At 64.6% G+C, this 14,870-nt stretch carries 16 protein-coding genes; 13 read left to right on the top strand and 3 right to left on the bottom strand.

The features are described 5' to 3' along the window. Positions 1-475 precede the first annotated feature (475 nt). From PMES_RS15060 to PMES_RS15030, 7 genes are all read left to right on the top strand, one after another. Positions 476-1,564 (top strand): ABC transporter ATP-binding protein, encoded by a 1,089-nt coding sequence (locus PMES_RS15060; RefSeq protein ID WP_159966553.1) that lies wholly within the window; start codon positions 476-478, stop codon positions 1,562-1,564. A 1-nt stretch (position 1,565) separates the two neighbouring features. Continuing rightward, complete coding sequence (locus tag PMES_RS15055) at positions 1,566-2,648, top strand: ABC transporter ATP-binding protein (RefSeq protein ID WP_159966552.1); 1,083 nt, start codon at positions 1,566-1,568, stop codon at positions 2,646-2,648. Next, positions 2,648-3,520 carry a carbohydrate ABC transporter permease gene (locus tag PMES_RS15050; protein WP_159966551.1) on the top strand — a complete coding sequence of 291 codons (873 nt, stop codon included), beginning with the start codon at positions 2,648-2,650 and terminating at the stop codon, positions 3,518-3,520. The genes PMES_RS15055 and PMES_RS15050 overlap by 1 nt, the downstream gene beginning before the upstream one ends. Continuing rightward, a complete protein-coding gene (locus tag PMES_RS15045; protein ID WP_201289016.1) occupies positions 3,520-4,410 on the top strand; it encodes a carbohydrate ABC transporter permease in 891 nt (296 codons plus the stop codon). The genes PMES_RS15050 and PMES_RS15045 overlap by 1 nt, the downstream gene beginning before the upstream one ends. Next, complete coding sequence (locus PMES_RS15040) at positions 4,410-4,841, top strand: hypothetical protein (protein WP_159966550.1); 432 nt, start codon at positions 4,410-4,412, stop codon at positions 4,839-4,841. The genes PMES_RS15045 and PMES_RS15040 overlap by 1 nt, the downstream gene beginning before the upstream one ends. Then, positions 4,841-5,113: a DUF2160 domain-containing protein gene (locus PMES_RS15035; protein ID WP_159966549.1), complete on the top strand. Its 273-nt coding sequence runs from the start codon at positions 4,841-4,843 to the stop codon at positions 5,111-5,113. The genes PMES_RS15040 and PMES_RS15035 overlap by 1 nt, the downstream gene beginning before the upstream one ends. Before the next feature lie 65 nt (positions 5,114-5,178). After that, positions 5,179-6,888 carry an ABC transporter substrate-binding protein gene (locus PMES_RS15030; RefSeq protein ID WP_159966548.1) on the top strand — a complete coding sequence of 570 codons (1,710 nt, stop codon included), beginning with the start codon at positions 5,179-5,181 and terminating at the stop codon, positions 6,886-6,888. A 44-nt stretch (positions 6,889-6,932) separates the two neighbouring features. On the opposite strand, the gene PMES_RS15025 is transcribed toward PMES_RS15030, so the two are convergent. The 3 genes from PMES_RS15025 to motA are packed head-to-tail and all read right to left on the bottom strand — an operon-like array spanning position 6,933 to position 8,553. Next, positions 6,933-7,358 carry a hypothetical protein gene (locus PMES_RS15025; protein WP_159966547.1) on the bottom strand — a complete coding sequence of 142 codons (426 nt, stop codon included), beginning with the start codon at positions 7,356-7,358 and terminating at the stop codon, positions 6,933-6,935. Continuing rightward, a complete protein-coding gene (locus tag PMES_RS15020) occupies positions 7,355-7,690 on the bottom strand; it encodes a hypothetical protein (RefSeq protein WP_159966546.1) in 336 nt (111 codons plus the stop codon). The genes PMES_RS15025 and PMES_RS15020 overlap by 4 nt, the downstream gene beginning before the upstream one ends. Beyond that, positions 7,687-8,553: a flagellar motor stator protein MotA gene (gene motA, locus PMES_RS15015; RefSeq protein ID WP_159966545.1), complete on the bottom strand. Its 867-nt coding sequence runs from the start codon at positions 8,551-8,553 to the stop codon at positions 7,687-7,689. The genes PMES_RS15020 and motA overlap by 4 nt, the downstream gene beginning before the upstream one ends. A 139-nt stretch (positions 8,554-8,692) precedes the next feature. Here motA and PMES_RS15010 point away from each other — a divergent pair, with 139 nt between their 5' ends. From PMES_RS15010 to PMES_RS14985, 6 genes are all read left to right on the top strand, one after another. Continuing rightward, positions 8,693-9,712, top strand: coding sequence for a hypothetical protein (locus PMES_RS15010; RefSeq protein WP_159966544.1), 1,020 nt, complete (start codon positions 8,693-8,695; stop codon positions 9,710-9,712). A gap of 238 nt (positions 9,713-9,950) precedes the next feature. Next, a complete protein-coding gene (locus PMES_RS15005; protein WP_159966543.1) occupies positions 9,951-10,427 on the top strand; it encodes a Ros/MucR family transcriptional regulator in 477 nt (158 codons plus the stop codon). 89 nt (positions 10,428-10,516) lie between these two features. Then, on the top strand, positions 10,517-11,491 hold the full coding sequence (locus PMES_RS15000) for a flagellar motor protein MotB (RefSeq protein ID WP_159966542.1): 975 nt from the start codon (positions 10,517-10,519) through the stop codon (positions 11,489-11,491). 328 nt (positions 11,492-11,819) lie between these two features. After that, positions 11,820-12,539: a hypothetical protein gene (locus PMES_RS14995; protein WP_159966541.1), complete on the top strand. Its 720-nt coding sequence runs from the start codon at positions 11,820-11,822 to the stop codon at positions 12,537-12,539. A gap of 94 nt (positions 12,540-12,633) precedes the next feature. Then, positions 12,634-14,163 carry a flagellar hook-length control protein FliK gene (locus PMES_RS14990; protein ID WP_159966540.1) on the top strand — a complete coding sequence of 510 codons (1,530 nt, stop codon included), beginning with the start codon at positions 12,634-12,636 and terminating at the stop codon, positions 14,161-14,163. Positions 14,164-14,177: 14 nt separating this feature from the next. After that, positions 14,178-14,858 carry a flagellar hook assembly protein FlgD gene (locus tag PMES_RS14985; RefSeq protein ID WP_159966539.1) on the top strand — a complete coding sequence of 227 codons (681 nt, stop codon included), beginning with the start codon at positions 14,178-14,180 and terminating at the stop codon, positions 14,856-14,858. The last annotated feature ends 12 nt before the right edge of the window (positions 14,859-14,870 follow it).

Below are 14,870 nucleotides of genomic sequence, written 5' to 3'. Positions count from 1 at the left end.
CCCCCGTCGAATGCCCGTCTCGCAGGCATAGAACGGCAGGAGGGATCGCAAGGCAAGAGCGATGCCGCGTTAAACGAAAGGAAAGGAAGATAAATGTTGCCATAACGAATATGTTATGGTCGATTGCCGCGAGTTTCGGGCCGGGGGCGATCGCGATGACGGAGCGTGTGGATCGGGGCGCGGCGGCATGTGTCTTGCACGGCCCTCTGCGCAGCCCGGCGGTGATCCGCCGCCCCGGCGTTCTGGGCCCCCATCGCGGGGTGACGCGAAGCAAGGCCTTGATCGATCGCCTTTGGCGGGATTACCCCTGTTGTGGAGGATCGCGGGCCGCCCTCTTGCGCGGTGCCGTGCCGCGCCATGTCGCAACGAGGGAGCGGGCGGGGCGCGAGGCGACGATGGAACGGGCCGGCTGGCCGGATGCATGGACAGGCGCGGGGGCCGCGAGCGGCAACCGCGCGATTGGGAGAGCAGGGCAATGAGTCTCGTTCTGGAAGACGTCACCAAGCGCGTCGGCGCGCAGGTCTATATCCATCCCACGCGGATGGAACTCGAGAAGGGCACGATGAACGTGCTCCTCGGTCCCACCTCCGCCGGCAAGACGACGCTGATGCGGCTGATGGCCGGGCTCGATCTGCCGGATACGGGCCGCATTCTTTGGGAGGGGCATGACGTGACGGGAATGCGGGTGCAGGATCGCCGCGTCGCCATGGTCTACCAGCAATTCATCAATTATCCCTCGATGAGCGTCTTCGACAACATCGCCTCGCCCCTCAAGCTGCAGGGACGCCCGAAGGCCGAGATCGCCGAGAAGGTCGGGCGCACGGCCGAGATGATGAAGCTGACGCCGTTGCTCGATCGCCGTCCGCTGGAGCTTTCCGGCGGCCAGCAGCAGCGCTGCGCCCTCGCGCGCGCGCTCGTGAAGGAAGCGGGGCTGGTGCTTCTGGACGAGCCGCTCGCCAATCTCGACTACAAGCTGCGCGAGGAGCTGCGCGCCGAGATCCCGCGCATCTTCGAGGAATCGGGCAGCATCTTCGTCTATGCCACCACCGAGCCGGAAGAGGCGCTCTTGCTCGGAGGCAACACGGCCACCTTGTGGGAAGGTCGGGTGACGCAGTTCGGCCCGACGCCGAGCGTCTATCGCCGGCCGGTCGATGCGACCACCGCGCGCGTCTTCTCAGACCCGCCGATGAACTTCCTCGAACTGACCCGCGAGCAGGGCGCCCTGCTCCTGCCAAGGGGACGCCGCGTTCCGGCGACAGGGGCCTTCGCCGATCTGCAGGATGGACGCTACACCGCCGGGTTCAGGCCGAACCATCTCTCGCTCGAGCCCCGGGGGCCCGATGCGATGGAATTCCATGCCCGCCTGTCGGTCACCGAGATCACCGGTTCGGAAACCTTCGTCCACCTCGATTACGAGGGCGCACGCTGGGTCGGTCTCGTGCATGGCATCCGCCACCTGGCGCATGGGCAGGACCTGAAGGTCTATCTCGATCCGGCGCATATCTACGTTTTCGGCCCCGACGGATCGCTGACCGCCCCGGCCCCTTACGCGAAGGCTGCCTGACATGGCGAAGATCACGTTGGACAACCTCGCCCATTCCTACCTCGCCAATCCGGCGGGGGAGGACGATTATGCACTCAAGGAACTCAACCACGACTGGGTCGACGGCGAGGCCTACGCCTTGCTGGGGGCATCCGGTTGCGGCAAGTCGACCCTGCTCAACATCATCTCCGGCCTCGTGCATCCCAGCCAGGGACGGATCCTCTTCGACGGGCGGGACGTGACCGCGACCTCGACCGCCGAGCGCAACATCGCGCAGGTGTTCCAGTTTCCCGTCGTCTACGACACGATGAGCGTGCGCGACAATCTCGCCTTCCCGCTGCGCAACCGCGGGGCCGATCCCAACTACGTGGCCGAGCGCGTCAACCAGATCGCCACGATGATCGGCATGGAGGCCGAGCTCGATCACAAGGCGCGCGGGCTGACCGCCGATGCCAAGCAGAAGATCAGCCTCGGGCGCGGCATGGTGCGCGAGGACGTGAACGCGCTTCTGTTCGACGAGCCGCTGACCGTGATCGATCCGCACATGAAATGGGAGCTGCGCACGCAGCTCAAGAGCCTGCATCACGAGTTCGGCCATACGATGATCTACGTGACCCATGACCAGACGGAAGCGCTGACCTTCGCCGACAAGGTCGTGGTCATGCATGACGGACGCGTGGTGCAGATCGGCACGCCGCAGGAGCTTTTCGAACGCCCGGCGCATACCTTCGTGGGCTATTTCATCGGCTCGCCGGGAATGAACCTGATGGATGCGAAAATCGACGGCGCGGCGGCCCGGATCGCCGGCACCACGGTGCCGCTCGGGGCGGGCTACGGCGCGCCGGCGGGCCGCACGCAGATCGGCGTGCGCCCCGAATTCGTTCGCCTGTCGGGCAGCGATGGGCTGCCGGGACGGGTGCTGCGCGTCGAGGATGTGGGGCGTCACAAGATCGTCAGGCTCGACAGCGAAGCGGGCCGGATCGACGCGATCGTTCCCGAGGATGCTGAAATCGCAAGCGGCGAGACGGGCATCCAGTTCGATCCCGCAGGCGTGAACGTCTATGCCGACGACTGGCGCGTGGCGCCGCAGCAGGAGCGCGTGTGATGAACAAGACGACCAATCAGCGGGCATGGTTCCTCGTTCTGCCGGTCCTTATCCTGGTTGCCTTCTCGGCGGTGATCCCGCTGATGACGGTGGTGAACTACTCGGTGCAGGACACGTTCGGGAACAACGAGTTCTTCTGGGCGGGCCTCGAGTGGTTCCGCGAGATGCTCGAGAGCGAGCGCATGTGGAACGCGCTCGGGCGGCAACTGGCCTTCTCGGCGATCATCCTCGCCATCGAGGTGCCGCTTGGTGTCTTCGTCGCGCTCAACATGCCGAAAAAGGGTTTCTGGGCCTCGTTCTGTCTGGTCGTCATGTCCCTGCCGCTGCTGATCCCGTGGAACGTGGTGGGCACGATCTGGCAAATCTTCGGCCGGGTGGATATCGGTCTTCTGGGCTACACGCTCGACAAGCTGGGCATCTCCTACAACTACACGCAGGATTTCATCGCCGCCTGGACCACCGTCATCGTGATGGATGTGTGGCACTGGACCTCGCTCGTCGCGCTTCTGGCCTATGCCGGCCTGCAATCCATTCCCGACGCCTATTACCAGGCGGCAAAGATCGACCAGGCGAGCCGCTGGAAGGTGTTCCGCTACATCGAGCTGCCCAAGATGATGGGCGTGTTGATGATTGCCATCCTGCTGCGCTTCATGGACAGTTTCATGATCTACACCGAGCCTTTCGTGGTCACCGGCGGCGGTCCGGGCAATGCCACCACCTTCCTCTCGATCGACCTTGTGAAAATGGCACTCGGACAGTTCGACCTCGGTCCCGCCGCCGCGTTCAGTCTGATGTATTTCCTTGTCATCCTGCTGATCTCCTGGGTTTTCTACACGGTAATGACCAATCTCGACAAAAGGGACGGCAGGTGATGAGCGAGAGCAAAGCAGCACCGGGCGCCGCATCGATCCCGGAGAACCTTGCACCCACCCGCACCGAGGCCCGGACGCGCCGCCGTTTGCGTCCCTCGGGATCGGCGATCGTGATGGGTCTCTACCTGCTCTTCCTGATGCTGCCGATCTACTGGCTCATCAACATGAGCCTGAAGACGAATGCCGAGATCCTGGGCACCTTCTCGCTCTGGCCGCGCGATCTGACCTTCGCCAATTACGCGAAGATCCTGACGGACCCGTCATGGTACATGGGCTACGTCAACTCGATCATCTACGTAACGATGAACACGGTGATCTCGCTTCTCGTCGCGCTTCCCGCGGCCTATGCCTTCTCGCGCTACAATTTCCTGGGCGACAAGCACCTGTTCTTCTGGCTGCTCACCAACCGGATGGCACCGCCGGCGGTCTTCGCCCTGCCGTTCTTCCAGCTTTATTCCAGCGTCAATCTCTTCGACACGCATATCGCCGTGGCGCTGGCCCATACGCTCTTCAACGTGCCGCTCGCGGTCTGGATCCTCGAGGGGTTCATGCGCGGCGTGCCCCGCGAGATCGACGAGACGGCCTATATCGACGGCTACTCGTTCGGGCGCTTCTTCATCCGCATCTTCACTCCGCTGATCGCGAGCGGCATCGGGGTCGCCGCCTTCTTCTGCTTCATGTTCTCCTGGGTCGAGCTGCTTCTGTCGCGCACGCTGACCAGTATCGATGCCAAGCCCATCGCCGCCACGATGACCCGCACGGTGTCGGCCTCGGGGCTCGACTGGGGCGTGCTGGCCGCCGCCGGCGTGCTGACCATCGTGCCGGGGGCCTTGGTGATCTACTTCGTCCGCAACTACATCGCCAAGGGCTTCGCCCTGGGGAGGGTGTGATGAAACCCTTGCTAGTCACCCTGTTCATGCTCGTAGCCTCAACGGGATACGCTTTCGACGACAAAGCTATAGTCTCTCAATGTGACGAGAAATGGGGGAATGATTTTCAAATGGCTACATACTGCCGCGATCAGCAACGCAGTGCGGCAGGTGTGGTAGATCAGTTTCGCCTTCAGGCTGAAAGCTCCGAAACTTTGCGGACCATTATAATTGGCTGCGACAGCAAGTGGGTAAAGGATTACAGGATGGTCGAATATTGCATCGAGCAACAGGTATCTGCTTCCAACAGCCTTGATACTCCAGTCGACGACGTTCCGGATCAGATCTCCGGAACGATTTTGGCAACATGTCGCGAAAAATGGGGCAACGATTACCGTATGGTCGCCTATTGCCAAGACCAGCAAATCCAAGCTTGGAGGAGTTTGCAGTAATGAGCTGGATGGCATGGACCACACCGACCGCGATCTTCTTCGCCGTCATCGCCGCGCTGCTGGTGATCTTCACCGTGCTGGCGATCCGTTATCCCGAGACGCCGCGCACCGGCATCCTGAGGATCGAGACGACGCGCGGCGACCGGCTGTTCATCACCCTTCTGGGCAGTGCATTCATCAACCTAGCCTGGCTGGGTTTCGAGATCGGCCCGCAGCCCTGGGCGCTGCTGGCCTGCCTTATCTATGCCGCGGCGGTCTTCCGCTGGGTATAGCATCGACCGGGCGGACGGGTGAAAATGCCCGCCGCCCAACCCTGGTTCATCAATGGGAGGACATCATGGACCTGAAACTCAGATCGACCACGGCCTGCGCGCTCGCGCTCGGGCTGGTGGCCGCGCCGGCATTCGCGGGCATGGAAGAGGCACAGCAATTCCTCGATTCCGAGATCGAACGCTCGACGCTCACACGCGAAGAGCAGGAAGCCGAGATGCAGTTCTTCATCGATGCCGCCGAGCCGTTCAAGGGCATGGATATCCGCGTCGTGTCGGAGACCATCACCACGCATGAATACGAGGCCAACGTCCTTGCCCCCGCCTTCACCGCGATCACCGGCATCAACATCACGCATGATCTGATCGGCGAGGGCGATGTCGTCGAGAAGCTGCAGACGCAGATGCAGTCCGGCGAGAACATCTACGACGCCTATGTCAACGACAGCGACCTGATCGGGACGCATTGGCGCTACAAGCAGGCGCGCAACCTGACCGACTGGATGGCGAACGAGGGTGCGGACGTGACCTCGCCGACGCTCGACCTGGAAGATTTCATCGGGCTCGAATTCACCACCGGCCCCGACGACAAGCTCTACCAGCTCCCCGATCAGCAATTCGCGAACCTCTACTGGTTCCGCTACGACTGGTTCAACGACGAGGAGATCCAGGCCGAGTTCAAGGAGAAATACGGCTACGATCTGGGCGTTCCGGTCAACTGGTCGGCCTATGAGGACATTGCCGAGTTCTTCACCGGCCGCGAAATCGACGGCCAGACGGTCTATGGCAACATGGATTACGGCAAGAAGGACCCCAGCCTCGGCTGGCGCTTCACCGATGCATGGATGTCGATGGCCGGCATGGGCGACAAGGGCGAGCCGAACGGCCTGCCGGTCGACGAATGGGGCGTGCGCGTCAACGAGAACAGCCAGCCGGTCGGCTCCTGCGTGGCACGCGGCGGCGCGACCAACTCCCCGGCCGCGGTCTACGCGATCGAGAAATACACCAAGTGGCTGAACGAGTATTCGCCCCCCGCCGCCGCCGGCATGACCTTCGGCGAGGCAGGACCCGTTCCCGCGCAGGGCAATGTCGCGCAGCAGATGTTCTGGTACACGGCCTTTACCGCGGACATGGTGGGCGAGGGTGCCGATGCCGTTCTCAACGAGGATGGCACGCCCAAGTGGCGCATGGCTCCGAGCCCGCATGGCGCCTATTGGGAAGAGGGAATGAAGGTCGGCTACCAGGATGCCGGGTCCTGGACGCTCATGGAGAGCACGCCCGCCGATCGCGCCAAGGCCGCATGGCTCTACGCGCAGTTCGTCACCTCCAAGACCGTGGACGTCGAAAAGAGCCATACCGGCCTGACCTTCATCCGCGAATCCACGATCCAGCATGACAGCTTCACCGACCGGGCCGAGAAGCTCGGCGGTCTTGTCGAGTTCTACCGCTCGCCGGCGCGTGTCCAGTGGTCGCCCACCGGCACCAATATCCCCGACTACCCCAAGCTGGCGCAGCTGTGGTGGCAGAATATCGGGGATGCGTCCTCGGGTGCCAAGAGCGCGCAGGAGGCTCTCGACAACCTCTGCGCCGAGCAGGAGAAGGTTCTCGAACGACTCGAGCGCGCCGGTATCCAGGGGGAGCTTGGCCCGGTGATGAACGAGGAGCGCGAGGCGTCCTACTGGCTCGAGCAGCCTGGCGCGCCGAAGGCGAAGCTCGACAACGAGGAGCCCGAGCCCGAGACGATCGGCTATGACGAGCTGATCCAGTCCTGGAAGTGACCTGACGGATCCGGGGCGGTGCGCCGCCCCGGATCCCACCGGCCTCAGCCGCGTTTCCACCTCAGCAGGACCATCTCGGATTGCGCATCCGCCTCGAGCTTGTCGCGGGCGGCGGCATTGGCGGCGAGACCCGCGAGACGAACGGACTGGAAGGTCTTGATCTCCCTGAACCGCTCCATCACCGCCGTCTCCAGGCGGTCCGCCTCTGGCGTGATCTGCGAGATGCGGGCCTCGTACCCTGCGAGCGTGGCGCGGACCGCGCGGATGTAATCTCCCAGGTAGGCGGCCGATTCGATGCCCGCGGCATGCGCTTCGCGGTGCAACTCGCCCTCCAGCGCGCGGCCGCGATCCGTCAGCTCGGCGATCTCGCCGCGCAAGGTGGCGAGCGCGCGGCTGTCATCCTCCATTTCGTGCCTGCGCACCCGTTCGAGCAGGGCAAGCGCCGCGATCCGTTTGGGTGAACTGGTCAATGCGCCTCCTCACCCGCGCCGCCCGCAGGCTCTGCATCATTTTGCGCGGCGCCGTCTGCGGCTTCCGCGCCTTCATCGGGCGGCGGCGCGATGCCTGCGCGCTCCAGAAGGCGCAGGCGCATGGCGTCGATGATTCCCGGGGGCAGGGGATTGCGTGCCTTGGGAATGGTGACGATGACGGCGCCCGGTCCCAGAGCCGGCGATCCGTCCCCAGCCGCATCCGCCTTGCCCTTGCCGTCCTTTGCCTTCGGGTCTGCGTCGCCGGCGGCCCCGGCCATGCCGGCGGCAAGGATCAGCGCCCCGGCGCCGGCGATGAAATGCCGCGCGATCATGCGGCGGGCAGTTCCTTTTGCGCCGCTTCGACCTGGTAGAAGTCGGGCTGCTTCGTGGTGGGGATGTTGCCGCGCCCGATCTCGACGCAGATATTGGGCGGGTGGTTGGCGACCATCGCCACGAAAATGTCCCGGATGATCATGTAGAAGGTCCCGTCCTCGTCCTCGATCTGCTTGAGGCGGCCCGAGATGGGCTGCACCATGCAATAGGCGAGGAACACGCCCAGGAAGGTGCCGACCAGGGCGCCGCCGATCATCTTGCCGAGCACTTCGGGCGGCTGGTCGATCGAGGACATCGTCTTGATGACCCCGAGGACGGCCGCCACGATCCCGATCGCCGGAAGGCCGTCGGCCATCGTCTGGATCGCGCCGGCCGAGGCGAGCGATTCGTGATGGTGCTTCTTGATCTTGCGGTTGATCACGTCCTCCGTCTGGTACTTGTCGTCGAACTGCATCGAGAGCATGCGGAAGCTGTCGGTGATCAGCTCGGTCGCGAAGTGATCCTTGAGGATCTTCGGATAGCGCTGGAAAATGCTGCTCTCCTTGGGGTTCTCGATATGCTCATCGAGCGCGAGGATGCCCTTCTGTTTATAGATGCGCGCCATCTCGTACATAAGGTTCAGAAGGTCCGTGTAATCGGCCGCCTTCCACTTGGGGCCCTTCACCACCTTCATGATCCCGCCGACCGAACTCTTCACCACCGACATGGAGTTGGCGATGACGAAGGCGCCGAGTGCCGCGCCGCCGATCATCATTCCCTCGAAGGGAAGCGCATGGAGCACGATGTCCATTTTTCCCCCCGACAGCATGAAGCCACCGAAGACCAGTCCGAAGACCATTACCAAACCGAGGATCAACGTCATTCTTCTGTCCCGTGCTCGAGCGCCGGCATGTGGGCGCGGTGCATCAATCAAATCGTTTAACTCATATATAATTGACACCAAACCTTGTTTGAGCAAGTTTAGCTTCTGAATTATCCATGACTATGGAAGAAAAGACACGATGCAGAGTTCAGAGTGTTTGGCCTATTTCCTCGATGCCGAAGATCTCGGCGATGTTCTTGTCGGCTGGCCCCGCGAGATCGATCTTGCGCTGTGCCTCGACGATAGCGGGCGCTGCGAGCTCGTCGTCTTTCACCGGGCCGAGAGCGGCACCATCCTGTTGCGCGTGGCGCAGGTCCTCGGCCGTGCTTTCGGGACCTTCTGCGTCACGCCCGAGGTCGAGGGCCACCCGACACGGCGCATGCTCTTCTCGGAGGAGCAGGACATGATGGGCATCATCCGAGGCGCCCCACGTCTGGCCGAGATCGCCGAGGATTATCTCATCAATTACCGCTTCGCCGTCGAAGAGGGTCTCGATACCGACCTGATGACGACCGGCGCGCGGATCCCGGCCGAGGGGCTGGTGGATGAGCCCGAGGGCGCCATGCCGCAGGCAGCAGTTCCCGACACGCCAACCGGCGAGCCAGCCGCCGCATCCCGGCCGCAGGCTGTCACGCTGCGCGCCGCGATCGAGTTGCAGGGCGAGCGTCTCCACATGACCATCGGGGACGCGCACGAATTCGTCGAGCATCACCGGATCGCCGGCGCGGCCGTGGATGTGCCCGAGGAAGGGCCGGCATTCACGATCGTTGCGGATGCGCTTTCGGCATGGGACCGCGATGCGGCGGCCCTGGTCGATCTTCCCGCCTCGGCCCTGCCGGGTGACGTGATCGAGCGGCTCGAGATGGCCGATCATGCCCTGGTGGACATCGGTGCCGGCGGGATCGCCGTCACGCCGGTGATGCCGGTGGGCGCCGAGATACCGCCGGCCGGACGGCCGCGGCGCGGCGCCACCCCGCTGCGTCTCGCCATGGGCGGTCTCCTGGCCATCGGGTTGATCTCGGGTTCGGTCGTCACCGCCTACCAGGCGGCGGGACCGACCGCCGATCTTCCCGGGACACGGGCCGCGCAGGTCGCCGCCGCCTCCGATGTTGCCCTCGAGCTCATCGGAACCTTCGCCCACGCGGATGAGCGCGAATGACCATGTGCGTGGAGATGGTGGCGATGCGGCAAGGATCCCACATATGTGGTGACAACGCGCAACAGCTGGTTCAAAGGATAGTTGAGCTCGCTGGTCGCATATGCAAGGATGGTCCAAGGAATTCGTCGAAGAAGTCGACATGCCGTAAGGTGCTTCTGCCCCAAGGATACGTCTGGTGGCAGAGGATAATCGGCAGGCGGGTTCGGCAGCGAGCTTTGCCTGCAAGCGAGGTCGTAGAATGACGGAAACCGAGAGTGACGGGGATTTCATTGCCCGTATCGCCTCTGCATATGCCACACGTCCCGACGTGACTGCCGACGATATTGTTGCGTTGGTGGTCAAGCTTCGTCACGGGCTCGGCCTGCCCGACGAGACCGAGCGTCCCGCGCGGGATGCGCAGCGCGCGGCCGCGCCTGCGCCGGCGCCCGGTGCCAAGCCGGCCCTGCCCGTTGCGCAGGCCGTGACGCGGGACAAGGTTTTCTGCCTGTGCTGCGGGAAGGGCTTCAAGATGCTCAAGCGGCATCTGGGCGCGGAGCACAACATGAGCGAGGCGGAATACAGGGCGAGGTTCGGCCTTGCCGAGGACATGCCCCTGGTCGCCCCGAGCTATTCCGAGCGCAAGGCGGATTACGCCAAGCAGGTGGGATTCGGAAAATACGAGCGATCCGGAACGCCCCGCGGAACCGGTCAGCCGCAGGAAGAGAATATCTCCTGAGCGGCGCGCCCGCCCCCGAGACAGCGATCTAGACACCTCAAGTATCGGCCCGCCGCGCACTATGCGCCGGTGGCCGGGGAGCCTTTGTCATGAGCAAGCAACCGATCATCATCAAGCGGGTCGAGGACGAGGCCCATGAGGGGCATCACGGTGGCGGGTGGAAGGTGGCCTATGCCGACTTCATGACCGCGATGATGGCGTTCTTCCTGCTGCTGTGGATCCTCGCGGCGTCGGATGAGGAAAAGCTGCGCGGTCTGGCCGACTATTTCACCCCGAGCCTGTCGGATGCAGGCGGGCGCGGCGAGGGGTTCCTCGACGGGATCGTCCTTGCCAATGAAGGGGTGATGAGCGGAACCGATGGCCCGCAATCCGAAGTGCAGCTTCCGAGCTTCGGGGCGGAGAACCCGCTCGCGGTCTTCGACAGCCGGTTGCGTGGGCAGTCCCAGGGCATCGTGATCGAATATGACGAAGGCGAGGCCGCGGCCGAAGGGGTCGCCCTGGTTCAGACCGATCCCGAGGGACAGGCGGAGGGCCAGCGTCACGCCGAGCAGCGCGAGGCCGATCTCGCGCAGATCGAGGCGGAGATCATCCGGGAGATCGAGGCCCATCCGGAATACGACAACCTTGCCGACAACCTGCGACTGGAGCGCACGCCGGACGGGCTCGATATCCAGATCGTCGATCGGGACGGACGCTCGATGTTCGAATCGGGCAGCGCGGCGATCGGTGATCGAACACGCGGCCTGATCGAGATCATCGCCCATGCGGTGGAAGGGTTGACGCAGCCGCTCGACATCTCCGGCCATACGGATGCCGTGCCATTCCTGCGCCGTTCTGGCTACGGCAACTGGGAGCTTTCGTCCGACCGGGCGAACGCGACCCGCAGGATCATGGTGGCGGCCGGCGTCGCGCAGCCGCGCATCAGCCGGATCGCGGGGCTTGCGGCGACGGTCCCGTTGAACGCCGAAGATCCAGAGGCGGCGGAGAATCGCCGAATCTCGATTCTCCTGCGCTACCCCGAGACGCCAAAAATCACCGAGGCATCCGGGCAGGTTCAGCCGTAAATGGGGCCGAATGTGGCGAAAGCAGGGCAAATAGGGCAACCTGACCCTGAGGCATGTACCGTTTTTGCCTCAGTTGGAAATCGCCTGCATTCGTAAGGAACTGTTAAGATTCCCCTTGAATCGTTGGCGCTTCGCGGGGCGAAACACCTCCCGGCCTTACCCGATCAGCTTCGCGCAGCCCACGAACTTCATCCTGTAACTCTTTGAAGAACTTGCCCGAACCGAGGGGTTCAACTAGCGTCTAAACATAGTCCTCCGGCGAAAAGAGAGGACATACTTGAGCGCAGGCAATCAACTGAACCTTACCGGGATCAGAGGGCAGTATATCATGAAGAACAACCTACTCGAGTCGATCTGGCGCAACGATGTCAGTCTTTCTACCGGACGGTCCGCCCGGCGGGTTCGCCAGATGCTGAAGGCGTTCACACCGCTGAAGGTCATCGTGCTGGAGTCGGTCCGTCCGCTTGCCCGTGCAGGGTTCTACACCGACAATTCCGAAGTGATGCCAGGTCTTCCGCTCGGGGATGTCCTCGCCGAGGAGCTTGGCATCGAGGTTCCCTATGGCAGCCTCATCGTGGTCCTCGATCACGCCGCGATGCACGGCCGCGGCCTGTCGCGCCAACTCGGCACCGTTCTTGGTGATCTTCTGGTGCACGTCCTGTCCCAGGGCATCTTCCCGCTCCGCCGCGAGGCGGCCGCTCTCTATCTCATGGCATGCTCGAGCGTGACGCGCTCCGGCTCCGAACGTCTCGGACGCCTCGGGCTCGATCCGCAGGCATTCGAGGATGGTCTCTCGGGTCCGCTCGGACGCTACTGGAAAGGCCCCCAGCACGGGCTGACGGCGCGCGAGCTTCTCGACCCCTCACAGCTGCGCAGCCTTGCGCGAACCGTCGATCTCGGCTTTGCCGCACCCGATCCGGCGCAAATCTCCGCCGAGCTTCTGGCAACAGATGTGCGGCCGGCCAATCCCGCGACCTGGATCTCGACGATCGAGGAACGCGTCCTGGCCGAGCTCGCCGACCACGAAGCCCGCCTCTGCAGCAGCTGACACCGGCACGCGCCCGAAAGAGGCGCGCGGCCGGCACCGGGGGACGCTCCATGGCGCCCCCGAACCGCGAGAGACGGTGAGGAAAGGCACGAGGATGGACGGCATCGCAACATCGCCCGGCATGTCGACGGCCCATCCGGCCCGGACCGGGATGCCCGCCACGGGCGCGGCTGCGGACCAGGCAGTTCCGGGCGGCAGTTTCCAGTCACGCCTCACCCTTGTGCGTGATGCGGCATCCAACCTTCCTGAAACCCGGACGCCCCGCCAGGCGCCATCGATCGTGGCGGAAATGACCGAGCAGCTCGGCATGCTCGAGGAGACGTTGCGCGCCGGACCGTCCTCTCCTGCGGCACTCGCGGAAGCCGCCGAGGCGATCGGCGCGCTCCTGGGCTCGTTTTCGGCCGGCGAGGGATCGGAAGTGCTGAACGGACTTCGCATGATGCTCGCGCAGGTTTCCGAGCCGGCGTCCGGGGGAGGCGATCGCGCGGCAACCCTCACGCTGACGCCTGATCCCGCCGCGGGCACGATTGCGGGAGGCGGCGAGACTCTGCCCGAGGGAGCCGACCCAGCAGCGCTTTTCGGCGCAGTGAGGGCGCTGCTTTCCGCCGCCGGGACCATGCCGGGCCCCGTGCCGGGATCGGGAACCTTGCCATCGGATCATTTTGGCGCGACTGCTCTTCAGGCCGGCGCCGTGGCAGGAATGCCAGCTCCTGAGGGAGCCGGTCCGCCGCAGAGACCTGCGCCGCTCGCTGCCACGAGCGAGACGGGTTCCGCGGCACTGCTCGTCCGCACGCCGCCGGCCGGTTGGCCGGTGACACGGGCGGCGAGCGATGCGGCCGCCATGCAGCCCGGGACGGGGCAGGGCATGGCGGCCGCGGCTACCGCCGGGGGGGCTCAGGCAGCCCCGGCGGATGCACTGGCCGCCGCACGCATGGATGCCGCGCCCGCTGCGCCTTTCGACCCAAGGCGTCTCGGGGACATCCGCATGCCAACGGCACCTACAGGGCCGGTCAAGACCAATGCGCAGGGGCTCGAGGGCGCCCTCCAGAGCATCGCCGCGCTTATCGACGAGGCATCTGCCGAGGCCGCGCCCGCCCCGGCGGCCGGACGGAGCACGGACCCGGTGCAGGGGGCGCCTTCGCGCGGCCAGGCCGATACTTCGGAGGCGGCACGTGCCGCACCGAGGGACTTGCCGCAGCCTTCGGGCTTCGCGCGCAATCTCGCCAGCCAGATCAAGGGAACGAGTTTCGCCGAAGGGCGCACCCGGATCGAACTTGCCCCGCGCGGATTGGGGGAGATCGAGGTGGATTTGCAGACCGACGATGCCGGACGGATGCGGGTCGTGATCCGGGCCGAGAATCCCGTTGTTCTGAACGCGATGCGCATGGACCGCGATCATATCCTCGGCATGCTCGGCGATCAGGGCACTTTCGACGAGGCCGCGCTTGATTTCGAATCCTTCGAGGAGCGTGACACATCCCGTGGCGGGCGGGAGCCCGGCGCCGACGGCGACGCGCCCTCAATCGCCGGCGCGGGCGGCGAGGATGCCGGCGAGGCGCATGACACGCCGGCCGCACTTCGCCGGGCAGCCGCCGCCGATGGCGGCATCGATATCATCACCTGATCCGGAGACACATGATGGCCACAGACCTCACCACTCCCAGCGTGGCCTCACCGGCCGCGGCGCAACCGGGACCCGCGAGCCAGCAGGCGATGAAGTCGCTCAGCTCGGATTACGACAACTTCCTGCAACTGCTCACCGCGCAGATCGCCAACCAGGATCCTCTCGAGCCGATGGATGCGAGCACCTTCGTCTCCCAACTCACCGAGCTCACGCAGGTCGAGCAGACCATTACCTCGAATGCCAATCTCGAGAAGATCCTCGACAAGATCGGCGGTGCGGGGCTGGGCGAGGACCTGGCGCTCCTAGGCCGGCGCGTGGTCACAAAGGGCGGCGATTTCGTTCTGGAGGACGGCAAGGCTGAGCTGAGCTACAGGCTCGAGGACGAGGCCAGCCAGGCGCGGGCGATCATTCGCAGCTCGGACGGCGCGATCCTGCGGGAGATCACCGACATTCCGCGCAGCGGCGGTGCGCACCATGCCATCGAATGGGATGGACGAGCGGCGGACGGTTTGCCTCTCGCGAATGGAACATACAGCATCGAGATCGCGGCTCAGGACGCGGACGAAGCCGCGGTTCCGGCGACCACGTTCGTCGAGGGCAGGGTGGGCGAGCTTGCGATGCAGGGCGGCCTGCCGGTGCTGCGCCTGTCGAATGGCCTCGAGATTTCCTCGCTCGATATTCTCTCGGTGCGCTGAACCCAAGCCGCG

Source organism: Profundibacterium mesophilum KAUST100406-0324 (assembly GCF_009835145.1).
Taxonomy (GTDB): domain Bacteria; phylum Pseudomonadota; class Alphaproteobacteria; order Rhodobacterales; family Rhodobacteraceae; genus Profundibacterium; species Profundibacterium mesophilum.
This window is presented reverse-complemented; position numbering and strand designations above follow the sequence as displayed.